Raw genomic sequence first — 24,602 nt, forward strand, 5'->3', positions numbered from 1 at the left:
GTCTTCGCCACCAGGGCCGAAGCGAACCTCGCGCTCTTCGAGTACATCGACGGCTTCTACAACCCCCGCCGCATCCAGAAACGCCTCGGCTACCTCAGCCCGATCGAGTACGAGGAGAAGCACTACGCCAACCAGGCAACGACCGAACAAGTGAACCTGAAACTACGTCACCCCGCCCTGACCAGCTAGTCAACACCTCCCGCACAGCGGGGGAACCTCACAGGGATGCCCAGCGTGTAGACGGCCACTGCGAGGGTTGCGATGATGCAGATAACTAGACACTGGAGCCGAGAGCGAGCCAAGGGCACGGCGAAAGCCGTCCACCAGGCTGGGACGGCACAGACGACAGCGAGCAACCAGCACACGGCGGCCGCAACGGGTATCAAGTGCTGAGCTGTTGACAGGAAGAGGGACATGGCGAGCAGTGGCCCGCCGAAGAGCGCCACAGCCCTGTTGAGGGCGTCCTCTCCATGACGGATAGTCCCGGTACGCCCCCGTCCGTCGAGCGGCCGCACGTCGAGGTCCGCTCGGGGCCCGTCCGTGCGTAGATGCCGGGCCAGGTGTCGGGCGGCGTCCTTGCTCGCATGGATGCGCACGCGGACGTCGAGCAGCCCGGTGTGCGCCGCGCACCAGCGCGTGGCTGTTCGCCAATGCCGACGGAAGCCCGGTGTGACAGTGCCTTCGGGTTCGTGATCTGCCGAGTGCACCTGCCACTCGGGCTCAAGAACCCGATCGATCTCCTCACGCCGGAACAACCGACCGTAAATCACAGTCTGTACCGACCGGCTCAACTCTGTGATCTGCCAAGCTGCTTCGCGGTCGGCACGCCAGGTGGAGCCCATGATCGGCACTTCCACCCACCAGAATTCGCTGCAATTGACATCTGAGTCGAACGCCCGGAGGACCGTGCGTCGCTCTTTCGGGCTGAGCTCGTGGCACGTCCAGCCCAGCTCCCGTATCCGCCGCATGGCTTTGTCCCACTGCGGCCTGCCGCCTTGCAGCTCGATCAGGGTGGTCACCGTGCAGTCCGGTCCACGGGGAATCATCGGGCACCCTCGATATGATTGGCGAAGGGTGTTTTTTCAGCCAGCATGGCGGTGTCCGTCCTCAATCTGTCTCAATCGTCGGAGTGCAGAGAAACGACGATATGGCTCAGCACTGACAGGCAGACGGCGTCTTCAGCGGGTACGTCCCAGTGTGAGTGTGGGTGCGGCAGGCTGACCTCCGCTGAGGCCGCCGGCGTGGTGGATCCATCCGACGACTCGGTCTGACGAACACTTTTCACGTCCTGGCTTGTGACTCAGGCCGGCAGGCCCGCTGCGTTCGCCACCCTTTCGCCCAGTACGACTGAATCACCTTCTGGCTCAGAAACATCTCGTGGTGCACTGCTACAACTTCAGCCAGGCAGAGCAAGACCGGCTGGCACGCCGCGTGTGCGTCCCCACGCCTATTGGGCGAGCAGAATCTCGGTAATCGGTCCGCCGTTGACACCTGGCTCAAGCACGAGAGCTGGCGTGTAGCTGGGCCTCCCAGGGGTAGCACCGTCCCACTCGTAGACGACGGTGCGCAGTGTGTTGAGGTATCGCCCTACGAGCAGAGCCATCGTGTAGGGGCCGTGGAAAGCGAGATGCACCTCCGCACGGCCGCTGTGTGCGGCAAGCGCTTTGATCTGTTGCGCGGCAGCCGTGCTGAGTCGTGCGGCCTCGCGCGGGTCGAGTCGGTCTGCCCCGGCGACGGAGATCACGGCGGCCGCGGCGAAGCCGTCGCTGGACTCGTGCAGGAGCTGCTTGAATGCGGTCTGATCTGGATTGGCAGTCAGGCTGAGGAAGATCGCGACGCGGTCGTGGCTGTCGGGTGTCTGCGCTTGTTCGAGGTCAACTGGTTGCGTATGAAGTTCGCTGGTCAGTGGGTCGTCACCATTTTCTGCAGACGTCCACTGAGCGCCGCGAGTGTCGACCACCTCGACATTTCCGATCTTGGTCTCGGGCAGGGCGGCTCCCAAGGCCAGGGCTACCGACAGGTGAGCTCCGCCAAAGACGCGTACGGTTTGCGCGCTGGCGGCATAGACGGCGTCGCTGGTCAGGGGCAGTGTGGTCTGCAGGAGCTGAAGTCCCTCTCGCAAGGGCAGACGCCCGTCGCTGGCGGCCCTGATGCGGATGTGCAGGTCGTCCTCGCCCGCGTCCATGGCGAACGGCGCGGGGCGGGTCTGGACTCGGATCGTGAAGGCGCGGTTCTGGCTGTGAATGGCGGGCTTGCGTTGTTCGACTCGGTGCATCAGCAGGTCGCGCACGATCTCGCTCTCGCCGGACGGCTGGAGCATGTTGCTTTGCTTCTTGTCGGCGAGGGTCCGGGAGGGAGCGAGTCTTAGGAGTCGGTCCGGTGCGTCGTAGTCGCACCGTGTATCGCTTCCCGCTCTGGCGGTCTTGTTCGCGATGCATAGGCTGAAGGCGGGGTCCTCGTCCAATTGGAGCAGCCGAGGGAGCTCACGTTCTCGGACGATGTCGCTGTGGACGATGTCCGGTGTCACGACGAGCACGGCTGCTGAAAGCCCTTGGGTCAGGGCTTGCTCGAGGCGATCGGTCGTTGTGCCGGCGCGCAGGTCGGTACGGTCTCTCCACACGACGAGACCGGCGGCCCTCAGCAGGTTCTCGATCGACTCGGCCTGCGGGGACCCGTCAGACTGCCGGTAGGAGATGAACACCGCGCCGTCAGGCCGGACCGCGCCCTTGGGCAGTGGCCCTAGCGCCTTGAATCTCTGTGGTGGCGGAAGGACCGTTGCTGCCTTGCTGGTGACGCGTCCCCATCGTGGGCGTCGGGTGATCAGCCCGGAGAAGGGGTTCGTCCCGCCGGGAGCGTAAACGAGGAGTGCGATCGGGCCGTCGTGTTCCCGGGCCATTGCCCGCATCGCGGCAAGGTCCGTTGGGCTCGGTCCGGACGGTGCGGGATGGCTGTGCCACTCGCCGACGTAGCCGGTTGGATCGTCGTCCGCTCGCCGGGCCAGGAACTCTGCGAGGAGCGTGTTCGCCTTGACGTCATCGCGCACGTACCTGTGGGTGGTCGCTCCTTGTCCCTCGACCACTAGGGCATGGGTGACAACGACGTTGGCGTCTTCCTGATAGCCGAGGAGGATGCCACCCGTTTCCCGTGGTAGCTGCTGCGCGGTCGCGGACCCGATGACCTCGTATGCCGCCTGGCGCAGCTCGAGGCGTGGTGCCGGCCGGGTCACTGGTGGTGGCTCCCTTGTTGTGCGGAGTGGAGGTGGCGCGTCTCCCCTGCAGGATGGAGGGGGCGGTCCACGAGGAGTCCGACGGCGTGGCGGACGGTTGCCGCTGCTGCCTCGATCACCGCGTGGGGCGGCGTTGGGGAGATCGGACTTCCGCAGCCTGCTTCGAACAGTTGCGGTGCTTCGGCGTCGGCTCTGGTCGTCGAAGGCGGCAGCGGTGCTGCGGCGTCGATCGGTGGCAGTACGTCGATGCGATAGGTCCTGCCGTCGTTTTGAAGCGCCGCAGACAGGACCCGTGTGCCCAGTGTCAGGGCGCTCACATGCAGGAGCGCGGTGGTGGCGAAGTCGGCGGTGGCGTTCACGACGAGGTCGTGGTTCCGCAAATGGTCGACCGCGTCGGCACCCGAGGTAAGGGCGCTATTGATGGTGTCGATGTCTGCAGCCGGCGCCTCGTTGTGCCTGACGAGGTACCGCTTGACCGCTTCGGCTTTCGGCAGTCCGACTGCGTCGGGGCCGACGACGTGGCGGACGACGTTTCCCGGCATGACCACATCGTCGTCGATGAGAGTGAGGTGACGGACACCGGAGCGCACCAGCATGTCGGCGATGAACGAACCCAAAGCGCCGACGCCGACCACGGCAACCTTGGATTCACGCAGTTTGGCAACGTGGACGCCTGCGCGAGCGGACCGGGCGGCCTCGGTGTCTGCGCCCGAGCGCAGACGTGTGACGGCCGTGCCGCCCTCCTTCGTGGGCGTTACGTCCAGCACGATCGCGCCCTCGTGGGTGCCTCGTTGGTAAACCAGCACGACGACCGCGACCGACTGCTGGCGAATTCTGCGGTCCAGATCCGCGTTCGAGCCGAGCCGGGCACAGATGTCTGCCCAGGTTCGCGGCGGCACGTCGACCTCGCCGAGATCGGCCACGAACCCAAAGCGGTCCTTGCTGTGCTTAAGGGCTTTCCTGGGACGGATGCCGTGCCTGATACGCATCGTGTTGTTGCTGGCCGGGCTGAAGCGGACGGAGCGGTTGAGGTACTGGCCGAGGTCGTCGTAGAGGTAGAGGCGCCGGTCCGCGGACTGATGGAAGTACCGGTCGAGGTCGAGGTCGGGCCGATCGTCCGTCCATCCGGTGTCCGCGTGATCGAACCATGCTGTGACGTGTTCGAGGAATGCAGGTGCCTCCGTCCACCACAGCTCGTCGTGATCTTCTTCAGCAACCAGGCACAGCGCGCCGTCCGGGTCACGGTGCCAGGACCAGGGCACCGTGTCGTGATCGATCGGCACCACCCTCGGCGGCCGAAACGGGAAGCGGGGCTGCAGGTCGATCACTACACGAGTCGTGCCCGCCGAGTGCGGGACAGGCCCTTCCCACCCAGCTTCCATCTCTTGGAACCCGGCGCGGATCAGGCCCTCCTCGAAGTGCAGCCGCGCGTAGGCGACGTACTCGTCGAACTCGGCAGAGGTCACCCGAAAGTCCTCTTGCCGGCAGGTACGACGCGGGCACCGGGCGAGATCGCGGATGCCGTCTTGCTGCCGTCCTCGTTGAAGCCGGGGGGCATTGGGAAGACCATATCTCCATCGCCGTTCTTTCCCAGCAGTTTCCGGAACGCCAGCGCGGCCTTGCCCGCGTCCTCCTCGGCGAGCGCAGTTGCTGCCGACGTCGCGGCGTCGTTGAACCGCGTACACGCGGTGTCCAGTTCATCGTCCGTCGCGCGGACGTGGATGGTGTGTCCAGACAGGGTCGGGTCGGTCACCGCGATGCCGTAGGTCACGAAGTTTTCTATGATCTTGCTGACCTCCCGGAGAGCCGAGACGTAGTACTCCGCCTGGTCGTTGCCCGAGACTGTGCCTGAGGCGAACGCCTGGTAGGCGGCCATCTCGATGAAGAATCCGCCCGGCTTCTTCGTGCCGAGCAGGGCGCGACGAGTCTGGCGAAGCAGTTTGACGGTCGGTACGTAGTACTCGTCGTGGTCCGCGTTCATCGTGCTCGACAGTTCGGTCAGCCCGTCTGGGTTGGTGCGCACCCACTCGTTCTCGTCGCCCTTCTGGGGGATCTCCCAGGTTCCGTCCCCGTAGGGGCGGGCAGGCACCGCGTCGACGTAGAGGTCGTACTCCGGGAAGGAGACTTGCAGGCTCCGGTCCTGGCGCTTGGTGCGCCGGTGCCCGTCTGCGTCGGTGGCGAACTCCGCATGCAGGACCTTGAAGAACCTGTCGAGGACGTCTGCCGACGTGACATCGCTCGGGACATCGGGCAGGCGCACGAACACATCGACGTCCTTGATCCTGCGGATCGACACGTTGCGCTTGTAGGAGCCGATCAGTACCGGGCTGACGCCGTACTCGACGAGCTTGGCATCAGCCTTGAGGGCGTCACGGACGAGGCGATGCGCCTCTGGCGCGTTGGTCTTGTCGTCGCCGGGCTCGATGGAGCTCAACGCACCCTTGAACTGCTGCTTGAGGTGAGCCATCGGGCCCTCCGGTCTGGTCGTGACTGCATTGGTCTGCTGAGCCTGCCTCGCACCAATGGCAATGCGAGGTCCGCCGGCGAGGGACTGGTGGCCTACTTCTTCTTGCTGCCCTTGCCGGTGCTCTCGTTGGTCGTTGCCTTCGGGTGCCGCTTTACGGTGGCCTGCTTCACGAACCGGCCCGTGATGGCACTGCGGCCCCGCTTGCCGTTGGATGCGCTGCTCTTGCCCGCCATGGGCTGTCCTTCCGATCTTCTGCGGTGGCCTGCGGTAGCACACGCCACATCCTGTCTATAGATTTCGTTTACCCAGTAGGTGCATGGAATCTCGTAGACCTTGATCGGGAGGATAGCATGGAGGCAGTAGGTACACGGAAATGGATTCTGGGGTCGCTGGTGGAGATCGTCTTCGAGGACGCCGAGCTCGCCCGTCTCTGCAACAGCGGCCCTGCCCGCAGGGACCGTTTAGGCCCCGATGGGGCGACCACCCTGCTCCGGCGTCTTGGCCAGATGGCGGCCGCCCACCACTTGGCCGACCTGCGCCACGTTGCAGCCGCGCGGCTGCGGCCCGCAGCCAACGGGGACTGCTTCACTCTGCTGGTGTCGCTCGGTGATCACGGCGATCTCGTGGTCCGCCCGCGTGACGACCCGCCCCGCACCCTCGACGACGGCACCCTCAACGAGCACGCCGTACGCGCTGTGATCGTCGCAGCGATCCACCGCCCCTGATCTCGCCACCATGCCCGCCCCGCAGCCTCGCCGACCGAGAGGCACTCACGTGACTCCGCCCTCCGCCCCGCACCCGTTCGCACCGGATGAAGTCCTGCCTCCTGGTGACACGCTGAAAGAACAGCTCGACGCCCTTGGCATTCCCCAGGCGGACCTTGCCCGCCGCACCGGGCTGTCGACCAAGCACGTCAACCAGGTCGTCCAGGGCAGCGCTGTCCTTACCCCCGACACTGCCCTTTTGCTGGAGCGGGCCGTCGGAATCCCGGCTTCGCTGTGGAACCAGATGGAGGCCGCCTGGCGCACCCATGTCAGCCGCATCCAGAGCCGTGAAGCCCTTAGCCATCGCCTCGACTGGCTCGACCGCTTCTCCCTGCAGGAGTTGGTCAAACGCGGCATCCTGCAGACGAAAGAGCGCACGGTGGACAATCTCGAGCGTCTGCTGGCGTTCTTCGGGGTCGCCGACCCAGAGGTTGCAGAGAACGTGTGGGGCAGTTACCGAACTGCCTTCCGGCGTTCCACCGTCCTCACGCCGGACGACTACGCCACCGCCGTCTGGCTGCGCCAGGCTGAACTCCGAGCACGTGAAATCCCTTGCGCACCCTACGACCGCGCGGTCCTGCTTGAGCTACTTCCCCAGCTGCGAGCCCTGACCGTCGAGGAACCCGCCGTCTGGCGCACCGAAATCCCGCGCCTCTGCGCCCGAGCCGGCGTCGCGGTGGTGTTCGTTGCCGCGCCCCCCAATAGTCACGTGTCCGGCGTCACCCGATGGCTCACCCCTGAGAAGGTCGGAGTCGCCCTCAGCGGCCGGTTCAAGAAGGACGACCACTTCTGGTTCACCGTCTTCCACGAGCTCGGCCATGTCCTCCTGCACGGCAAACGCCTCACCTTCATCGACAACACGAGCCGTGACGACGACACGACCCCCGAAGGAGATCGCAGTGAGGACGAGGCAGACGCCTTCGCCAGGGATACCCTCATCCCGCCCGAGCACGCGGCCGCCTACAAGCAACTTGCCCAGCGCCCCATGCCCTTTACCAACATCACAGCCTTCGCCCGCCGGGCTGGCATCGCCCCAGGCATCGTTGTCGGTCGCCTCCAGCACGACGGCGTCCTGGACTGGAAATACGGCAGCAAGCTGAAGCGCCCCATCGAGATCAGCCTCTCCGGCGATCTCGCTGCGGGCTAGCCGCCCCTGGACGTTTCACTGAACGCCACCCGCCGCGTAGCAGATAGGCAGGAACTGCTTGCTTCAGGCGAAGGCAAGCGCGCGATACTCCTCGACCGAAATCTGGACGACCCCAATGTTCATACGGGCCGTGTAGACCAGGCCGTCGAGATGGCCGGTCTCGTGGTGGATGAGGCAGCCTTCGTAGTGCTCGTCGGTCTTCTCGGAGTGAACGGTGATCTTCGGAGGTTGGCCGCAGGGGTGTTCGCCGGGGCTGCACAACGGCTGCGGCCCTGCCGATGCCGATCTACGAGGCGGCGATGCCCCTGCCTTTGGCGAAGTGGTGGACCTGGGTGATGTGGTCCGACCGGCGAACAGTTCGTCGGTGATGCGCTCAGCATCGTCGCGCTCGGCGGGCAGGCTGAAAGAGCGGGGCCATTTCGCCCAGGACGCCGACGCTGCGCTGGACGACTCCAGGGCCACGCATGCGCTGGCTGGGCCGTACGTCGGGCACCTGCACTCCCCGGCTTCCGTGCCACGTTCGGACTCGGCCCGGCGCCGCCTCGCCAGACGGTACCCAGCGTGTAGAGCGGGTGCACAGTGATCCCGGCTTATTTTGGGACTTTCGGTGCTCCCAAGCCGCGTCTACAGCCCGATGCGGTCGGCAAGCAAATCCGTGTTTGTACTGCGTGGAACGGCCAGGGGCACCACCATGTACGGATCTCGGAGAGAGGCCGATCCATGACTACTGCTCTTGCCAAAGGCGGCAATACTGCCCTGTCTGCTGCGGCGGCATGCCGCGTCACCCTCAGCTCCCCTACGACGGGCATTGATGTGTCCGCTGTCCTGCTCGGCCAGGACGGCAGGGTGCGGAGTGATGACGACCTGATCTTCTATAACCATGCTGCGCAGGACGGGGTCAGGCTGAGCGGGCAGACCATCGTCGCGGATCTTGCCGCAATCCCGGAGACGGTGGACCGCGTTGCCATCGTCGCCAGCATCGATCCGGAGCTGCGGGTGAGGTATTTCGACGCGAGTAGCACCCCGCATGCGGTCATCGAGTGTGGCGGTGTTCGAAGTACCTTTGAGCCGCCGCCGCTCATGCACCGGGAGACAGTGGCTGTGCTCGTCGAGCTGTACCGGCGGGCGGGCAGCTGGAAGGCTAGGGCAGTGGGCCAAGGGTGGGACACGGGTCTGGCGGGGTTGGCGTCGGACTTCGGCATCGTTGTAGATGACCCGGGCCCTACCGCAGCGGCCCCTCCAACCGTCACCCCCGCGCGAAGCCGCCAGCTGTCACCTGGGGCGTCGCCGCCGAGGCCGGTGACAACACCTGCCCGGCTCCCTGCGCCGTTGGGCAAAGTGCTCCTCACCAAGGCCGGCCAGGCGACCATCGACATGCGTAAGGACGACCCGAGCCTTGTAGTGACAGCCACTCTTGAGTGGAACGGCCGAAGTGCGGCACGAAGAAGGGCTGGAGCGGACCTGGATCTTTACGCCCTCTACGTCCCCCGGAGTCTGGTCACCTCACCCGGGCAGCGCCCGGTCAAGACAGACCAGGCCGTCTACTACCGGCAACTCGGATCGTCAGTAGCGCCCCCCTACATCGCACTGGACGGCGACTCCAAGGTGCCAGGTCGAGAGACGATCACCATCCGTCGCCCAGACCTCCAGGGCTACGTCCTGCTATGCGCTTACAGCGCGGTGGAGAACGGAACAGGTTCTTTCAAGTCGTACGGTGCTCAGGTGGTAGTCACGGATGGGCGCGGGTCCACGGTGACGGTGCCCTTGTTCAACAACCGCAACCTGTCCTACTGGGTCGCCATTGCCCTGATCGACTTCAATGTTCCAGGCGGTGTGGAGATCCGGCATGTGGAGAAGTACAGCGGCAACCACGTTGAGGCCCGACCCACGCTGTACTCGAGTGGGAACTTCCGTATGAGTACCGGAAAGATCGAGTTCAAGACGAGGTAGGTCCGACGGCAGGCGTGGACTCTCAGAGGAGTACGAGCCTGAACGCAGCGGCTCGCTTGGCCATCCCCTGCTTCCACGGCGTTGGATCCTCCTCGGCGATCTCCCGCCACAGCGCCGCAGATGCGGAACCGAAAGCCGCCAGTGCCTCCGGCTCGGTGTTCCGCCACGACGGGAAGCGGCCTGCGAACACGATCGCGTCCTCCGCCGGGTGGCCGGCGTCCATGAGCCTCAGCGCCAAGGTGCCTGGATCGATCCACGCCGCACCGCGCGTTGGCCACGCCCAGTCGATGAGGCGGGCACGCCCGTCGGCGATCAGGACGTTGTGCGGTGCGAAGTCGGTGTGCAGCAGGGTGTTGCCACTGAAGTGCTGGAGCGTTCCGGTCGGAGCGTAATCCGCCCAGCGTTCCACCGCGTCCTTAATTTCGATGTCGGCCGGAGCGGTGATCCGTTGCAGTTCGGAGAGCGCGGCTTCTACGAGCACCAAGTCGGCCGAGCCGGGGCTGTAGTCGGCGTGGCGACCGCTGAGGACCTCGTATCCGAGAAGGCTCCATCCACCGACTTCCAGGTGCCAGTACAGGCGGGGGCAGGACGTGGGCAGGTGGGGGGCGATCTCCGCCTCGCGGCGCTGTGCTGCGACCTGCGCATGATCACTCGCGATGCCCTTCACGAAAACGCTGCCGCTCTCAGTCTCCAGGACGGAGGCGACGCCGGAGTTCATGCCGCCGGTCATGGTCACCGCCCGATGCACGGGGCCGGTCTTGGCAGTGACAGCCTGGCGGACGTCGGCTGGGAGCTGATCGAAGGGAATGCGAGACATGGACACGCGCGGTTCCTCATGGGGCTCGGAGACAAGGGAGTGCCGCCCCGGCCAGGGTACGACCGGGGCGGCACTCATGGGGCGCGTACGCGAGCGGTGCGGCGCCCGCCTGCGGTGTATCTAGTACGGCTGGTCGTCGCCGGCCGAGCAGCTGCACTCGGCGCCCTCGGCGGCCTCGTCCAGGTCGGTGATGATCTGGACCTCGTCATCGCGGATGGCCCCGGCCGGCAGCGGCACGGGCAGGGTGTCGGTTGCACGATCGGTGGGGCGCCGTCCGATGGTGAGCAGCATCGGTTCGCGCGGCGGGGTGAGGGTTGTGGTGGGTGGAGTCATGATCCGTAGCCTCCGTGTTGGCAGTAGAGCTCTCGTCGGTCCCCCGCATCCTGGTAGAGCTTGGCCAGCGGCCGGCAGGTACGGCAGGTGCCGACCTTGGTGCAGCCGGAGCATCCACCGGTGCGGAGCTGTAGGGACTCGGCGATAGCGCCGAGCCGGGTGAGGGCGGCGACGCCCTCGGTCACGAGGTTCACGCTCGGGTCGCGGCCGACCTTGCAGACGGACGCGATGCCGTGCGGGTTGACGTGGAAGAACGTCCGGCCGGCATTGCAGCCGGTGAAGACGCTCCGGGCCTTGATGCGGCCCTTGGCCTGCGTCGCCAGCGGGTTCGCTTCACCGTCGATCGTCGGCGACATATTCGTAAAGACCTGGTGCGGGAAGCTGTAGCGTTCACAGAGAGCCACCATCGCGTCGACCTCATGGGCGTTGTCGTCCGACACGATCACGTTCAGCCGGACCGGCAGCCGGTCCTGGTGGGCCGCGTCCAGACCCTGGATGAACCGGCCGAACGCGCCGCGGTTGCGAGTGACCTTGTCGTACGTGTCCGCGGTCGCGCCGTAGACGCTGAGCGTGAGCCGGTAAGGGCGATGGCGTGCGAACAGCCAGCGGATCGGCGGCTTGCGCAGGGACGAACCGTTCGAGGAGACCTGCACCATCATCCCGAGCTGGTGGGCGTACTCGTAGGCCGCGCCGAACTCGCGGTCGATCAGTGCCTCGCCGCCCGTGATCTGCAGCCAGAGCACGCCCGCGTCGCGCATCGTCCGCAGGAGCTGCTGTTTGCCCGGCCAGTCCAGGCCCTCGAAGCGCTTCTCGCCGAGGTAGCAGAACTCGCAGTCGTAGTCGCAGCCGAGGTTGATTTCCCAGGACGCCTTCGCGTACCCGTACGGCGATCGCTCGCGCACGAGGACGAAATCGCCGACCGGTCCGTCTGGCAGCTCGGTGCCCCACGCCTGCCGCTCGGCATCAACAAGCCAAGTCGGCAGAGGGCCTCCGACGTGGCTCGCGGCGCGCAGCTCCTCGTAGCGAATCCCAGGAATGCGCACTCCGACCGCTCGGCCTGGCTGAAGAAGGAGGTGCTGGGCGAGGAACGGGCTGGCCACGAGACGCGTGCTTGACGCGGCAGGCGCCGCCCGATCCGGTGTGCCGGTTACGATCATCGGACCTCCAGAGGGCGGTCGTCGTGGTTTGGGACGGGAGGGCTGATCGACTGTGCGGCGTCGTCCGCGGTCTTGAAGCAGGACCAGATGATCTTCCCGAGCGGCGTACGGTCCCTCACTCCCCACTCGTCGGACAGCGCGGCCACCAACGTCAGGCCCCTCCCGGAGATGTCTGTGGCGGTCGGCTCGCGTACGACGGGCTGCTGGCGACGGCTGTCGTGCACTTCCAGGCGTACGCAGTTGTCGTCGATGTCGAGCCGGACGAGGAAGCCGTGCCCGCGGGCGGTGCCGTGGAGGACGGCGTTCGTGGCGAGTTCGGAGACGCACAGGCGGATGTCCTCGGTGCGGCTCGTCAGGCCCCAGCCGTCCAGCGTTCTGGTGGCGAACTCCCGTGCTTTGCGTACGGACTGGCGGCGGGCCTCGAAGAACTGCTGAAGCGACTCGAGCATGGGGTGCCTCATGACTCCGTGCTCAGGAGGAGGAGTGGCGCGGGGAAGCGGCGGTGGGCGGTCTGCTGACGAGGTACGTGGCCAGGCCCGATGCGGGGGCGGCGGGCCAGCAGCAGGCGGGCGCCGGCGGCCTCGATAAGGCGGGTGCGTTCGGCGGCGAGGTGCTTCGGCCCCAGGTGAGACAGGGCGGGGGCGATGACGCCGTAGACGTCAGGAAGGGCCAGCGCGTCCAGCAGGCCGGTGAACGCGGTGGAGCTCGGTTCGGTCGTCGCGCGCCTGTCCTTGAAGACGCCGGAGAGCTGCAGCTCATGGATCCGGCAGTACTCCGTCAGTGACGCCCGTAACGCCGTTTGACGGGCTGCGGAGACTCCGGCCAGCCGCAGGAAGCCGTAGACGACGGGCCCGTTGACCGGGCGTTGCTCGGTAAGGAGTTCCATGCTGGTGACCGTCCAAGGGACTCGGCGAAAGGAGACCCCTTGAGCGTCGCCGTACCTCAATGCGCAGGGAATCAGCGGCTGTTCCACTTGCGCTCTACTTCCGCCCCACCGGCCGCACGCTTCTGCTTCCATGGCTGGTGGAAGGGAGCGACGCGTGGCGACCGTGCACCACTGGACCGGCCTGGAGGCCAGAGCCCTACGGCTCGCCCTCCGCCTGAGCGTGCGTGCTTTCGCCGAGCGCCTCGGTCTCGCCGTCGCGACCATCTCGAAGTGGGAAAAGCTCCGGTCCGCGACCGAGCCCCGCCCCGACACGCAGGCCATTCTCGACACCGCGCTCGGTCGCGCCGATGCCTCCGTGCACCTGCGCTTCGAAACGCTCCTGTCGGAGATGGCCGGCCCCGGGCAAGTGGCAGCCGGACGCCGGGTGACGGCTGCCGGGCCCAGAGCCTGGGAGTACGAGTCGTGGACCGACGACCTGGACCGTGCCGTCGTCGCCTTGTCCCGGCAGAACTTCACCTTCGCCGACAGCCTGCTGGGCCGATGGCTCAACCGTTTCACGGCCGCCGAACTCGATGACAAGGGCCTCTACCTCTACGCCCGATCCACCGCGTTACTCGGAGACCTCAAGCGCGATCAGGGCGCGGTGCTCGGACCACTGTCCGCACGCCACTCCTACGCGGGCGCGCGCTCGATCTTCACCCAGCTCGACATTCCCCGCCGTGTCGCCCAGCTCGATCTGTCCCTCGCGGTCGTCGCGGAGATGTCCGGTGACCTGGAGACGTCGGCCCGTACGTACGAGACGCTCGCCGTCGACGACCGGCTCTCTCGCCGTGACCGGGCCAGAGCCCGCCTGTGGGTGGGCACCGCACTCAGCAAGGACGGCAACCACGACTACGCGACCCGCGTGATGCAGGCCGCGACCCGTGAATTCGAAGACCTCACCGAACCCGACGACTGGTCGGTGGCCCATCAGAAGCTCGCCCTGGCCCGCCGGGGCGTCGGGGACCTCACCCAAGCCCTGCACTTCATCGCCATCGCCCGAAGCAGCGGGAGCAGCGACTCACCGATGCAACGCGTACGGCTGGACACCGCTCACGGCCACATCCTGCTGTCCGACGCGGCGACCCGCGATGATGGGTTACGCGTTCTCGGCCAGGCCGCTCGGACGGCCGCGCAGTACGGCCTCGTGCACCAACTGCGCAGTATCGAGAGCGTCAAGGCCAGCAGTGAGGGGCCGCCCGGGGCCCCGCCGACGGTGATCAGGGAGACGAACGCATGAGTGACAGCCAGCAGGTCATCACCGAAGACCAGTGGCACCAGGCCAAGGCGATCTGGGACTACCACCAGATGCACCACCAGGCCCACCCCGCGGACGTGGCGATCGGCCTGGGCAGCCACGACCTGGGGGTGGCCACGCGCGCCGCCGAGCTGTACCACGCGGGTCTCTTCCCCACGCTGGTCTTCACCGGCGGCAACAGCCCGACCACCGCCAAGGTCTTCCCACGCGGCGAAGCGGTCCACTTCCGCGAGCACGCCATCGACCTCGACGTCCCCGCCTCAGCGATCCTGCTGGAGCCCCACGCCGCGAACACCGGGCAGAACATCACCCTCGCCCGCGAGGTCCTGGCCGACGCCGGCATCACCCCGGAGAAGGTGCTGCTGGTCTCCAAGCCCTACATGGAACGGCGGTCGTACGCCACCGCCCGCAAGCTGTGGCCCGAGGTCGAGATGGTGTGCGCCTCGGAAACCCTGGAGTTCGACGACTACCTCAAGTCCATCGGCGACGAGAAGCTCGTGGTGGACATGCTCGTCGGCGACCTCCAGCGGGTGATCGAGTATCCGAAGCTCGGGTTCGCCATCGAGCAGGAGGTCCCGGAGGACGTGCATGCTGCGTACGAATCCCTCATCCACGCCGGCTTCACCAGCCGCCTCATCGCTTCCTGAACTCTCCTCCCCGGGCAGCCTGTGCGCCATCCACCAGCCCAACTTCATGCCCCGGCTGACCACGCTGGCCAAGCTGTTCGCGTCGGACCACTGGATCGTCCTGGACGACGTGCAGTTCGCCCGCCGCGACTACCAGCATCGCGCCCGCATCGCCACACTCGACGGCCTTGGCCCGAACCGGTGGCTGACCATCCCCACTCACCGCCCCTCCGGGCGCGCCACCCTTATCAGAGACACCCTGATCGCCGACCCTGCCGCGGCCCGACGCAGAGCCTCATCGATCCTGCGCCAGCAGTACGGGACCAGTCCTCACTGGCCCGCACTTGACCGTGCCCTTCAGCCGGCCTGGAATGCGTTCGACACAGGAAGGGTCGCGCCGGTCGCCACGGCCTCGACTCGCGCCCTGCTCGAACTGCTCGGCTGGCGGGGGCAGATCTTCACCAGCAGCGCCCTGCCCGCACGCACGGGTCGGTCCGAGCGGTTGGCCGACCTGGCCGACGCCACCGGCGCACGCGCGTACCTGTGCGGCACCGGCGGCATGACCTACCTGGACCATGCCCCCTTCACCGAGCTGGGCGTAGCCGTCGTCCCGTTTCTCTCGCCGGCCACTGGTCTGTGGGCCTCGGGGCGACAGGTCAGTGCTCTGCGGGCGTTGGCCTTCCGCGGCCCCGACGCTGTGGGAGCTCGGTTTCGGGCTCTCGCGTTCGCCCACGATGCGCTGGGGTGCGCGGCCTGACACCCGCTTCGGGTACGGAAGCGGGTGTGATCAACGTCGACGTGCCTGTGGCGGCTGTGGCTGGGAGGCCGGCGCGACCGCTGCCGGGCTGACCGATGTGCCTTGCCGCCGTGCCGCGCTCCGCATCCGTGCCACTCGTGCACGGTTGCTCGGAACTGGCCTGGTGCTGAGCCGCTCGACGCGCCAGGTCACTACCCGTGCGGGGCTTCGGGCGTCGTTGAGTGCCCGTTCGTCGGTGGCCTGCTGCAGCAGCTGCTTCGGATCATGCCCGGCCTTCTCGGCGGTCGCGAGGGCGGCGGTGAGGGCGTCGAAGGCCGGGTCCCTGATCACCTGCTCGGCGTGGACAGGCATGGCCTGTCGGATGAGGAGGATGTGCCGTTCCACCGTCTGCTGGGGTGGCCGGTGCTGGGCGAGGACGGTCAGTGGTGCGGTGGCTGTCTGCTCGTAAGCGGCCTGCAGGTGGATCAGGGTCTGTTGGGCTGCGGCCACCTGTTGGTCGTGGTGGCGGAGCTGGTGCCAGCGGGCGGCGGCGATGACGGCGAGGATTGCGGCGTCGAGGAGCATCGCCAGCAGCGCGCCGTCCTTGGGGGCGGGCTCGCGGACCATGGCTCGTACGGCGCTACGCAGGGCGCGGGCGTGCTGGTGCTCGGCCTGGACGCGGGAGCGGGTGGCGCGCTCGAACGCCTCGGCTGCCTGCCATAGCTGGGGACGAATTTCCTGGGGTGCGCGCATGGGCAGGGCGTCGAGGGCTTCGCCGAAGGCGGCCAGGTGGGCCTGAGCGGCTGCATCGTCATCGCCGTCGAGGTGGTGGGGGATGCGCTCCGCGGCGGCGGTTGCCTGGTGCCACGGGTTCACCCGATGGGGGCTGTGCTGGGGTTCGGTGGCTTCTAGACGCTTGCGGATCTTGGGGAGGGACAGGTCGGGGGAGAGTTCGGAGCCGGAGTACCAGATCAGCTCCTGCTGGGCGTTGACGTCGCCGTCGAGGGCGACGGTGTAGCCGCGTACATCACCGGACGGGAAGTGCTTGATGTCCACGAGGATGCCGTCGGTGTGCTCCAGCAGGTGGACGAACTCCTCGGTGCTGGTGGCGGCGGCCACGGCGGTGCGCACGATGGTGCGCAGGTGTTCGCGGGCGGTGCGGGCTTGGCCGGCGCGCTTGGCCTTCTCCTGCTCGGCACGGGTAGGCCGTTTCGCGGCTGTGCGATCCCCGCGTATGACCTGGAAGAGGCCGTACTCCTTTTCGACGGCTGCGAGTTCGCGGTCGGCGGTGAGGTAATCGTTCCAGTGCCGGGCGGTGCGCAGGTCGGCGCGGACTGTGGTGGCGGCGATGTGGATGTGGTCGGGGGCGTGGCGGACGGCGACCCAGCGGCAGCCGTCCGGATCGCCGTCGGGTGCGATGCCGGTGGCGGCGACGATGCGGTGGGCGATGTCAGCCCAGTCGTCGTCGCTGAGGTGGCGGTCGGCCTTGGTGGCACGGATCGAGCAGTGCCACACGTGCTTCTCGGGTGCGCGGCCGAGCCGCTCGGCCTGCTTGACGTGCAGGTCGAGGTCGGCGACGAGAGCCCGCTTCGTGGCATCGACATCAGTGGTGCGGCCGGGGTCGGGGGCGAAGCCGTCCCAGGAGGCGACCAGGTGCGGGTCGGTGTGGCCCTTCTTCTTCGTGTCGTAGAGGTAGCGGATCAGGTTGGCGGTGTCCTTGCCTCCGGTGATCTTCGCGATCATCGCGGCGCCTTGTGGCTGACGGCCTGGTTCGCGGCGGCCGCGATGTGGCTCACCGTCTCACCGACCGCGTCCAGGGTCCGGTCGGTCTGGGCGAGGAGAGCGCTGTCCCCAGGGTGTGGATGGCCGCCGGAGTTGAGCTTCTTGGCGATCTGGTTGACGTTGCGGCCGATGGCGGTGACCTGCTCGCGCAGGGCGTTGATCTCGTCGATGTAGTCGTCGAGCTGGGTGCGCTGGCCGGCCAGGGTGAGGTCGCCGTGGACGTGGGCCAGAGTGGCTGCGGCAACGTAGTGGGCGCCGCTGAGGTTCAGCGACGTTGCCTTGGCGCGTATGACGGCCTCTTCCTCTTCGCTGTAGCGGACGTCGACTCGTCCCTCGCGACGGCCGTTGGGGTCGGGCTTGCGACGTTGAGCGACGCGGTGCAAGGCGGCTTCTTCTGCTGCACGCGGCAACGGCATCTCGACGGCAGCAGTGCTGTCGGCGATGGCGGTGGGCTGTTCCTGCTCGGGCACCCCCTGGTGCCCGCGTGCCTCCGCCACCCCCGTGGCGGAGGCTTCCCCGTGAGACCGGCCCTTGGACGGTCCAGCGGGATACCTTGCTGTGCTGTTCAGGCCGGTGGTCATCTCCTGCTGCGGGATGGCGAGTTCGTGGTGCGGGTCGTACATGGGCTGGTTCTCCGTGGAGTGCTGGGGGCGAGTGTTTGCTGTATGTGGGTGCCCCCCTCGTGCTTGTCGGCATGGAGGGGGGCGGCCAGGGCGTGCGCTGGATCAGGCGGTGGCGGAGGGGGCTGCGGCGGCTTCCCTCTGCTGGAACTTGGCGTCGTCGTACGTGCCGAGACGCTGGCCCCCGAAGCCATCGTCCGCGACAGGCTCGGGCCGACTGGCGCGCTCGGCCCGCAGCCGGTCGCGCACGGCGCCGGCGCGCGTCTGGGCGATCCGCAGTTCGCTGCGCAGGCGCTTGGCGGTCAACTGGTCGTCGCTCCAGTCGGCGGTCAGGCGGCGGCCTTCAGCGAGCACTTCGGCGTCGGTGCGATGGCGATTGGTGGTCGACTCAGCGTTGGTGAGACGCCTACCGGCCTTCTCCGGCGGGGCGGCTTCGGTCGACTTCGCCATGGTGGTCGACCGGGGCGGTCGGGCAGTGAGGGCCGACTCTTCGGCTCCGGTGGATCCGGTCATGTGTGCCTCGTCGACCTTCACGGAGGTCGACTCGGGCGGCTCCTCGGGGACCGGTTCGGCTCGGTCGGCCACCGACGGTGCGGCCTGCTCACTGGCGCGCTGGCCAGCGGATTCCTCTCGTTGCCGGGTGACCGACTGGGCCGAGTCGGCCGACTCGTGCTTGTGGTGCAGCACCTTTGCCACGAGGTCCGAGCCGAAGTAGATCGACCCGACTGGGAGTGACGTGGCCAGCAGTACGAGGGCCCAGTTCGCAGGGTCCCAGCTGGTAAGTCGACCCAGCCGGGTCGACTCGGTGTGCAGGGTCGGTATGAGGCCGTGGACGTAGTTCAGCAGGAGGCTGGCGATGGTGTAGGTCGCCAGTACTCGTAGCGCGAATGTCCGATCGGGGCCGGTCAGCACGAGTGTGGCGATGAGCGCGAGGGCCATGAGCCCGTCGACCACGATCGGGTAGAGCAGGGCGGCGATGGGATCGGCGCCGATGGCGCGGGCCACGTCGGACAGCGCGTTCCACGAGACTCGGAAGGCCATGAGGACGACGGCAATCAGGCCGAGGACGAGGGTGGCGCGTGCGCCCGCCCGGCGTCCACTTCCAGGATCGGCAGCGGGGCGACGCTGATGCGAATCAGTTCGGCTGAGCAGGGCGGTGATGCGTGCAAGCAAGCGGGGGTGCTCCAGGTGGGCTTGAGACGGCGGCCTTGGTGCGGGGGAGGGCAGGGCGTGGCCGCCGTGAGGTGCGGGGACTCGTACCACTCGTCGCGTGCCTGGTCAGCACAGGTACGAGTGGCGTGGCGATGTCGAGACGACTCGTTGCGAGGCGTTCACTCGTCCCCGTGCTGACCTGCGCGGGGACGAGTGGTGCGAGTGAAGCCGGTCAGGCTGGGGTGCCGGGAAGGGGACCGTCGGCTGACGAGACGGACGCGTCTGCCGCCTTCGGCTCAGGGCAGTAGCGCGCCCAGGTGTCGAGGAATTGGTTGCGCGCGAAGCCCTTGGCCTGGGTGCCCTCCGGGAAGCGGCGGTTGGCCGAGCCGATGCCGTACGGCTTGAGCAGCAGTTGCAGGCCGCGCGGGGTCAGGCCGTTTGCGCCGTACTCCGCCCACGGTGCTTCCCTGTCTGCGTTCAGGGATTCCAACAGGTGTTTCGTGCTGAGCACGGCAGGGTCGCCGACGGCGGCGAAGGCGCGGCGGATGCCGACCAGGAGGCGGGTGCGAAGACCGCCTTCCTCGTCCTGGCCGGCCTCGTAGTCGGTCATGGTGCGGCAGGCGGTGCGGGCCAGCGCGGGCCAGTCACCTCCGGCGAGATCGGCGACGATGACCAGCGGTTCCCAGGTGTCCGCCGCGCGGTCCTCGACCGGCATCGGTGGCTCCATCTCCATGGCCAGTTCATAGAGCGGCTGGAGCCAGGCGCGGAGGCGATCGCGGATCGCGTTCAGGGCGGGTGTGTCCCGGCCAGTGCGGAAGGACGCCACCTTCTCGCCCGCTGCTCGGCGGCGCATTCGGATGACCACCGCACGGTCCATGATCGTGTCCGGCAGGTCGCCGATCCCAGCCAGGGCCGCCATGGCGAAGGTGGGGAACTCCTGCACCTGGTGCTCGGGGCCGGACACTCGCAGTGTCGGCCGGCCGCGCTGGTGTCCGGCGTTGATGAGACCGCGGACCTCCTCGTTCTTCTCCGCGGCCTTGGTGGTGCTGAACATGGTGTCGGCCTCGTCGACCAGGAGAGTCGGCGGGTCGTTCCCGTCGATCGACCGGAAGATCGCCGCCGCGCTGGCGTTGACCGTGATCAGCCGGTTGTGCACGGTCTCGGTGACCACGTCCAGCAGGCGGGACTTGCCGCACCGCTTCTCCGGCGCGACGATCGCCAGGCGCGGCGCGTGCTGCCACGCACGCTGAAGATGCGTTGCCGCGACCCACAAGGCCACCGCCGTGACGGCCTCCTCGCTCGGCATCGCCACGTACCGCTTCAGCTGCGCCCGCAGGTCGTCCAGGATCTGCACCCCCTCGGATAGCGGCGTAGGCGAGGCGGTGTCGTCGGGGTCCTCTTCTGTTGGAGGCGCAGCAGCGCCGGACGGTTGGCCGGGGACGGCGACTGGGGGCCACGACGTGCCGGAGTTGTCCTGGAGGGATGGCGTATTCGGCTGGGCATCGGTCATACTGGGCATCAGCTCCTCTGCTTGCGGGCCATATGGGACGGCAATCCCGGACTCCGCGGGTTGATCGCTAGGGATGGCGGTTGAGAGGTTTGCGCTTGAGCCCCCGGCATCGCCGGGGGCTTCTTTCATGTGACGTGTGGGCGTGCGGACTCCTGAGGTCAGTGGGGTGGGGGGCCACCACTATGCCACACGAATTGCGGATCGCAGAAGTGTTTTGCATCTCGCAGTAACGATGCTACTGTTTAGGCTGTGCTGCAAACCGCAGTGCATTGCTACGAACGGAAGGGCGTGTCAGTGGCGGAGGAGGAGTCGTCCGAGGGCGTTCTGCTCAGCGGTGAGGCGAACGTCGCGACCCGCATCAGGGTGGAGCGCGAGGCGCGTGGCTGGAGTACCAATGCCCTGTCCGACCGGCTCAACGAGGCCGGCTTCGACATGAACCCATCCGCGGTCTGGCGGATCGAAAATGGCAAGCGCCGCATCAACCTCGATGACGCCATCGGCTTCGCCGAGGTCTTCGGCATTGACCTGCGCAACCTCGTCGGGCCACCTCAGCTGGCGGCCAAGGCCCGAGCTATGGAGCTCATCGACGAGGTCTTGGACGCTTTCCGCGCGACGCAGAGAGCCAACATGGCCTTCACCGAGGCGCGCGACGCTCTCGACGCCTACCTGACCGGGCACCCTGACATCCGCGAGGAGGCCGACCTCATGGTCCAGTCCGCCATCGCAGAAGAGGCCAACAAGACCATGCTGAAGATGCACGGCCCTCCGCCCGGTGGCCGTGACGGTCACTCCACCGACGGGGTATAGCCTCCGGCACCCCCTCCCGGCCTGGAGCCGCAAACACCCAGGCCGGGCAGCTCACCCACATCCCTAGTGATCAACCGGCGGGTAGGCGTTGCCGCGCCCCATGCCCGCCAGAAGAGGACCCACCCCTTGCGTCAACCCGCGATAACCCCTGCCTCCGAACCGACTTTGCCCGCCGAGGTCGGCCTGCCGCGCCTCTACGTCCCCGAGGAAGTCGCCGCCGTACTCGGCTGCTCCGTTTGGTGGGTCAAGGACCGCGCTCGCCGTCGGCTCATCCCGTTCACCCGCGTCGGCCGTGCTTACCGCTTCTCGGACGAGCACCTCGCGGAGATCATCCGCATGCACGAAGAGCGCCCCGCCGTGAATGCGCAGCGCACCGGCGGCGCTCCTGCGCCGACGCGCAAGCCTCCCGCTCGGCACCGGCCCGATGTGGCTGTACCCACCGTCCGGCTCCAGGCCCGGCCACCGCGCCGGATGGCCAAGTCCCAGTACGGAACTGCTGCTTAACGCGCCCCACACGACGGAAGGGAGGGAAAACCGTGGGGTACGCAGAGAAGCGCAGTGGCTACTGGCGTGGCCGTTACAAGATCGAGGACGGCAAGTACGGCACCGTCGCCGATTCCACGGGCGCCGTGGTCAAGTTCGCCACCAAGCGCGAGGCCAAGCAGGCCGCAGACGCCGAAGAGGTGACCGTACGTCGTGGCCAGTGGCGTGACCCGGGTCTCGGCCAGGAGACCTTCGGCGAGTACGCGAGTCGCTGGTACGCCGCCCAGGACCTGGCCGCCTCGACCATGCAGAACTACAAGCGCCACATCGAGGAGCACCTGCTCCCCGACTTCGAGGACAAGGCGCTCGCCAGCATTCTGCGCACGGACGTCGAGCTGTGGGAGAAGAAGGAGCGGGCGGCGTACGCGGCCTCCAGCGTCAAGACGTGGCGCGCGACGCTCCACCTGATCTTCGAGGACGCGATCGACGAGGGCCTGATCACGTCGAACCCGGCGGCCAGGCGGCGCGGACGGGGCAAGCGCGCCGGCCGCTCTCGCGACCGCGGCCCGGAGAAGGTCGTCACCGACGCGCTCGGCATCCTGCTTACCGCTGAGCGGGCGGCCCTGCTCTCCGGCCGCGACGACGAGTTCGTCGCCACTGTCCTCAAGGGCTACACCGGCAAGCGATGGGGCGAAATCGTCGGCCTGGAAACGGAGTTCGTCCGAACCGCCGCCTTTCGCGTCGAGTGGCAGCTGTACGAACTGGACACCGGAGAACTGGTCCGCTGCCCGCCCAAGGACGACAGCTACCGCGACATCGACTCGACGGACTGGCTGTCGGCCCTGGTCTTCAACCACATCGCCCGTACGAAGCCGACGCCCTGCCCCTGCCATGGCAGGACGTACGTCTTCCGAGGTCAAGGTAAGGCGCGCACAGGAGGCCACCAGGGCGCGAAGCTCGTCGACGTCGCCCGCCGTGCCGAAGTCTCCACAGGCACGGTCTCGAACGTCCTCAACCACCCCGACCGCGTACGCGAGGACACCCGCGTACGCGTCGAACTCGCCATCGCAGAGCTCGGGTTCGTACGCGGCAGCGCCATGTCGGAGCACGCAGCTCACTGGCGACGAAACGGCTTCGCCACGTGGCTGTTCACCCCGGCGACCTCCGGCTGGTACCCCAAGAAGGCACCGCAGGAGGCCCGCCCGGTACCGATACTCGGCGAGCCGTGGCCCGGCATCCCGACCCGAGGTCGAGGGGCAGCCGCTCGGGCGGACGCCTGCTGGCTCCCGATCGCCAAGGGCCTCACGCCGCACGGCCTTCGCCATACTCATCGAACGATGATGGAGGACCTCGGCACCGAGAAGGTCCTCATGGACGAACGCATGGGCCACATCGACAGCTCGGTCTCCGCGCGCTACGCCCACGTCACGCCCGGCATGCGTCGGCGCCTCATGTCTGGTCTGACCGAGCGATGGGAGGCGGCGCTCGACGTCCGACACACGATGCGTCCCTCATCCCCCGTGCGCGTGCTCAACGACCTCCTGTGCGTACGCTGAGCGACTCAGCAGTGCCCCGCAGCGCCGCTGCGGGGCACTGCTGGGGCCCTGCGGGCGTTAAGTGGATTCTTCCCCATCGCGCGGCATATTGCTGCCAGGATCAGGGGCGTGACATACGTAGTGACTGTGGACGCCCTCATACCCAAGAACACTCCGGAGATGGACCCACTTCAACGCACTGGCGCGGTGGCCCTCATCGAAGATGGTTTTGCCTCCGTCGAGGCGATTGAGGGGCCCGATGGCATGGAAGTCGATCTTCTCGACACCGTCGTGGCCGTCTATCCAGGCGGCGCGCTTCTGAAGGTGTTCGTGGATGCGGCGGCTCTGGAGTTCGCGGAGGAGGCTGTCCGGTCAGTCGTGGGTGAACTGCTGGAAAGATCGGAGCTGTTGGCCGACTGGCAGATCGAGCGATGTGAGGTCGAACTGCACCCGGAGCTCGCCCAGGAGAGTCTCGCCGCTGCCGACGGTCCCGATGCCCCGCCCGATGATCTGGCAGACCGTAAGGCGCGGCACACCGAGAGCCCCACGGCCGAGGACGACAGGGAGGGCTACGACGCCGAGGCGAAAGCTGAAGCGGTACGCGGTCAGATGCTGGCGCTGGCAGATGACCTGCGCTCCTTCCCGCCCGTGATGTTCGGCGTCCTGGACGCCGAAGGCGACGAGGAGGAAGAAGACGCCATCAAGTTCGCCGTCTCGCCGGAGGACGCCCAACTTGCTGCCGGTGCCTTGGTGTACGCGACCGACATCTTGGTGGACGAGCTGTTCCAAGACGTGCAGACCTTGACGCAGGAGGACACCACCGCTGCTGAATGCGACGGTCCCCTGTGGCGCTTCGAGGACCTTCCCGAGCGATACGCCCTCCAGTACGACGCCCGTTTCGCTCGCCGCTTCCTGGTAACGGTCATCGCCATGACCACACGGTTCACAGACGGCAGCTTCCAGCGGCTCAGCTGTGTTGCTGAGGAACTCGCGCTGAAGCTATTGCTGACTGAGACCAACGTGACACTGGAAACTTTCGGGCTGCTCGACGACGGCGTCTCGGCTGCACTCGACTCGTTCGCTGACAACGTTTACGAGGACATGGATCACGAGTGGCTCTACGACGACTCCATGGACGGCATCGACGAGAGCGCCGTTGGAGAGGCTCTCGGCGTGGCACCGATGGCGTTCAAGGCGTGGTTCACCCCGTTTAACGAGGGCAGGTACGTCCACCCGTCCGCGGCGGACGAACCCGAGGGGGCGGCGCGCACCGGAGACCACGCGTAAGTACGCCGCGCCCCTGCCCT

General features: G+C 67.3%; 26 protein-coding genes. 11 read left to right on the plus strand and 15 right to left on the minus strand.

Annotated features, from left to right (window positions below):
- The coding region (locus E6P78_RS23155; protein ID WP_168712684.1) for an IS3 family transposase at positions 1–189 on the plus strand (189 nt) is incomplete at its 5' end.
- Here the strand turns inward: E6P78_RS23155 and E6P78_RS23160 are convergent.
- The 5 genes from E6P78_RS23160 to E6P78_RS32905 all read right to left on the minus strand — a co-directional run bounded on the left by E6P78_RS23160 (position 186) and on the right by E6P78_RS32905 (position 5,926).
- Positions 186–1,019, minus strand: a complete 834-nt coding sequence (locus E6P78_RS23160) for a hypothetical protein (protein WP_136205562.1) — start codon at positions 1,017–1,019, stop codon at positions 186–188. The two genes, E6P78_RS23155 and E6P78_RS23160, sit on opposite strands and share 4 nt — an antisense overlap.
- A gap of 428 nt (positions 1,020–1,447) precedes the next feature.
- On the minus strand, positions 1,448–3,226 hold the full coding sequence (locus tag E6P78_RS23165; RefSeq protein WP_136205563.1) for an SAVED domain-containing protein: 1,779 nt from the start codon (positions 3,224–3,226) through the stop codon (positions 1,448–1,450).
- The gene (locus tag E6P78_RS23170; protein WP_136205564.1) at positions 3,223–4,692 is read right to left on the minus strand and encodes a ThiF family adenylyltransferase; all 1,470 of its coding nucleotides are present in this window, start codon (positions 4,690–4,692) and stop codon (positions 3,223–3,225) included. The genes E6P78_RS23165 and E6P78_RS23170 overlap by 4 nt, the downstream gene beginning before the upstream one ends.
- Complete coding sequence (locus tag E6P78_RS23175; protein ID WP_136205565.1) at positions 4,689–5,693, minus strand: nucleotidyltransferase; 1,005 nt, start codon at positions 5,691–5,693, stop codon at positions 4,689–4,691. The genes E6P78_RS23170 and E6P78_RS23175 overlap by 4 nt, the downstream gene beginning before the upstream one ends.
- A 92-nt stretch (positions 5,694–5,785) precedes the next feature.
- Positions 5,786–5,926, minus strand: a complete 141-nt coding sequence (locus tag E6P78_RS32905) for a hypothetical protein (RefSeq protein WP_168712685.1) — start codon at positions 5,924–5,926, stop codon at positions 5,786–5,788.
- Positions 5,927–6,043: 117 nt separating this feature from the next.
- Between E6P78_RS32905 and E6P78_RS23180 the strand changes: the two genes are divergently transcribed.
- On the plus strand, positions 6,044–6,418 hold the full coding sequence (locus E6P78_RS23180; RefSeq protein ID WP_240799334.1) for a hypothetical protein: 375 nt from the start codon (positions 6,044–6,046) through the stop codon (positions 6,416–6,418).
- Positions 6,419–6,467: 49 nt separating this feature from the next.
- A complete protein-coding gene (locus E6P78_RS23185; RefSeq protein WP_136205566.1) occupies positions 6,468–7,604 on the plus strand; it encodes an ImmA/IrrE family metallo-endopeptidase in 1,137 nt (378 codons plus the stop codon).
- A 63-nt stretch (positions 7,605–7,667) separates the two neighbouring features.
- Here the strand turns inward: E6P78_RS23185 and E6P78_RS23190 are convergent, their stop codons facing one another.
- The gene (locus tag E6P78_RS23190; protein WP_240799335.1) at positions 7,668–8,066 is read right to left on the minus strand and encodes a hypothetical protein; all 399 of its coding nucleotides are present in this window, start codon (positions 8,064–8,066) and stop codon (positions 7,668–7,670) included.
- Positions 8,067–8,324: 258 nt separating this feature from the next.
- Here E6P78_RS23190 and E6P78_RS23195 point away from each other — a divergent pair, with 258 nt between their 5' ends.
- Complete coding sequence (locus tag E6P78_RS23195) at positions 8,325–9,554, plus strand: TerD family protein (RefSeq protein ID WP_136205567.1); 1,230 nt, start codon at positions 8,325–8,327, stop codon at positions 9,552–9,554.
- Positions 9,555–9,576: 22 nt separating this feature from the next.
- Here the strand turns inward: E6P78_RS23195 and E6P78_RS23200 are convergent, their stop codons facing one another.
- The 5 genes from E6P78_RS23200 to E6P78_RS23220 all read right to left on the minus strand — a co-directional run bounded on the left by E6P78_RS23200 (position 9,577) and on the right by E6P78_RS23220 (position 12,747).
- Positions 9,577–10,371, minus strand: a complete 795-nt coding sequence (locus tag E6P78_RS23200) for an aminoglycoside phosphotransferase (RefSeq protein WP_240799336.1) — start codon at positions 10,369–10,371, stop codon at positions 9,577–9,579.
- Between the two features lie 120 nt (positions 10,372–10,491).
- Positions 10,492–10,704 (minus strand): hypothetical protein, encoded by a 213-nt coding sequence (locus E6P78_RS23205; RefSeq protein ID WP_136205569.1) that lies wholly within the window; start codon positions 10,702–10,704, stop codon positions 10,492–10,494.
- Positions 10,701–11,804, minus strand: a complete 1,104-nt coding sequence (locus E6P78_RS23210) for a radical SAM protein (RefSeq protein ID WP_136205623.1) — start codon at positions 11,802–11,804, stop codon at positions 10,701–10,703. The genes E6P78_RS23205 and E6P78_RS23210 overlap by 4 nt, the downstream gene beginning before the upstream one ends.
- Positions 11,805–11,857: 53 nt before the next feature.
- Positions 11,858–12,310, minus strand: coding sequence for an ATP-binding protein (locus E6P78_RS23215; protein ID WP_136205570.1), 453 nt, complete (start codon positions 12,308–12,310; stop codon positions 11,858–11,860).
- Between the two features lie 8 nt (positions 12,311–12,318).
- Positions 12,319–12,747: a hypothetical protein gene (locus E6P78_RS23220; protein ID WP_136205571.1), complete on the minus strand. Its 429-nt coding sequence runs from the start codon at positions 12,745–12,747 to the stop codon at positions 12,319–12,321.
- Between the two features lie 154 nt (positions 12,748–12,901).
- On the opposite strand from E6P78_RS23220, the gene E6P78_RS23225 reads away from it, so the two are divergent.
- Genes E6P78_RS23225 through E6P78_RS23235 form a run of 3 tightly spaced genes read left to right on the plus strand, consistent with a single transcriptional unit; the run spans position 12,902 to position 15,427 of the window.
- Complete coding sequence (locus E6P78_RS23225) at positions 12,902–14,026, plus strand: helix-turn-helix domain-containing protein (protein ID WP_136205572.1); 1,125 nt, start codon at positions 12,902–12,904, stop codon at positions 14,024–14,026.
- On the plus strand, positions 14,023–14,691 hold the full coding sequence (locus E6P78_RS23230; RefSeq protein WP_065488002.1) for a YdcF family protein: 669 nt from the start codon (positions 14,023–14,025) through the stop codon (positions 14,689–14,691). The genes E6P78_RS23225 and E6P78_RS23230 overlap by 4 nt, the downstream gene beginning before the upstream one ends.
- 46 nt (positions 14,692–14,737) lie before the next feature.
- The gene (locus E6P78_RS23235) at positions 14,738–15,427 is read left to right on the plus strand and encodes a WbqC family protein (protein WP_136205624.1); all 690 of its coding nucleotides are present in this window, start codon (positions 14,738–14,740) and stop codon (positions 15,425–15,427) included.
- Between the two features lie 30 nt (positions 15,428–15,457).
- On the opposite strand, the gene E6P78_RS23240 is transcribed toward E6P78_RS23235, so the two are convergent.
- The 4 genes from E6P78_RS23240 to E6P78_RS23255 form a co-directional block, all read right to left on the minus strand.
- Complete coding sequence (locus E6P78_RS23240) at positions 15,458–17,149, minus strand: mobilization protein (RefSeq protein ID WP_136205573.1); 1,692 nt, start codon at positions 17,147–17,149, stop codon at positions 15,458–15,460.
- Positions 17,146–17,811 carry a plasmid mobilization relaxosome protein MobC gene (gene mobC, locus E6P78_RS23245; RefSeq protein WP_136205574.1) on the minus strand — a complete coding sequence of 222 codons (666 nt, stop codon included), beginning with the start codon at positions 17,809–17,811 and terminating at the stop codon, positions 17,146–17,148. The genes E6P78_RS23240 and mobC overlap by 4 nt, the downstream gene beginning before the upstream one ends.
- Positions 17,812–17,913: 102 nt before the next feature.
- Positions 17,914–18,864 (minus strand): DUF2637 domain-containing protein, encoded by a 951-nt coding sequence (locus E6P78_RS23250; protein WP_276607229.1) that lies wholly within the window; start codon positions 18,862–18,864, stop codon positions 17,914–17,916.
- Positions 18,865–19,192: 328 nt separating this feature from the next.
- Positions 19,193–20,470 carry a DUF3631 domain-containing protein gene (locus E6P78_RS23255; protein WP_206307888.1) on the minus strand — a complete coding sequence of 426 codons (1,278 nt, stop codon included), beginning with the start codon at positions 20,468–20,470 and terminating at the stop codon, positions 19,193–19,195.
- Positions 20,471–20,764: 294 nt separating this feature from the next.
- Between E6P78_RS23255 and E6P78_RS23260 the strand changes: the two genes are divergently transcribed.
- The 4 genes from E6P78_RS23260 (at position 20,765) to E6P78_RS23275 (ending at position 24,582) form a co-directional block, all read left to right on the plus strand.
- The gene (locus E6P78_RS23260) at positions 20,765–21,277 is read left to right on the plus strand and encodes a helix-turn-helix transcriptional regulator (protein ID WP_136205626.1); all 513 of its coding nucleotides are present in this window, start codon (positions 20,765–20,767) and stop codon (positions 21,275–21,277) included.
- Between the two features lie 126 nt (positions 21,278–21,403).
- The gene (locus tag E6P78_RS23265) at positions 21,404–21,781 is read left to right on the plus strand and encodes a helix-turn-helix domain-containing protein (RefSeq protein WP_136205576.1); all 378 of its coding nucleotides are present in this window, start codon (positions 21,404–21,406) and stop codon (positions 21,779–21,781) included.
- 32 nt (positions 21,782–21,813) lie between these two features.
- Positions 21,814–23,316, plus strand: coding sequence for a LacI family DNA-binding transcriptional regulator (locus E6P78_RS23270; protein ID WP_136205577.1), 1,503 nt, complete (start codon positions 21,814–21,816; stop codon positions 23,314–23,316).
- 108 nt (positions 23,317–23,424) lie between these two features.
- Positions 23,425–24,582, plus strand: a complete 1,158-nt coding sequence (locus tag E6P78_RS23275) for a hypothetical protein (RefSeq protein WP_136205578.1) — start codon at positions 23,425–23,427, stop codon at positions 24,580–24,582.
- The last annotated feature ends 20 nt before the right edge of the window (positions 24,583–24,602 follow it).

Source organism: Streptomyces sp. A0958 (assembly GCF_004795035.1).
Lineage (GTDB): Bacteria > Actinomycetota > Actinomycetes > Streptomycetales > Streptomycetaceae > Streptomyces.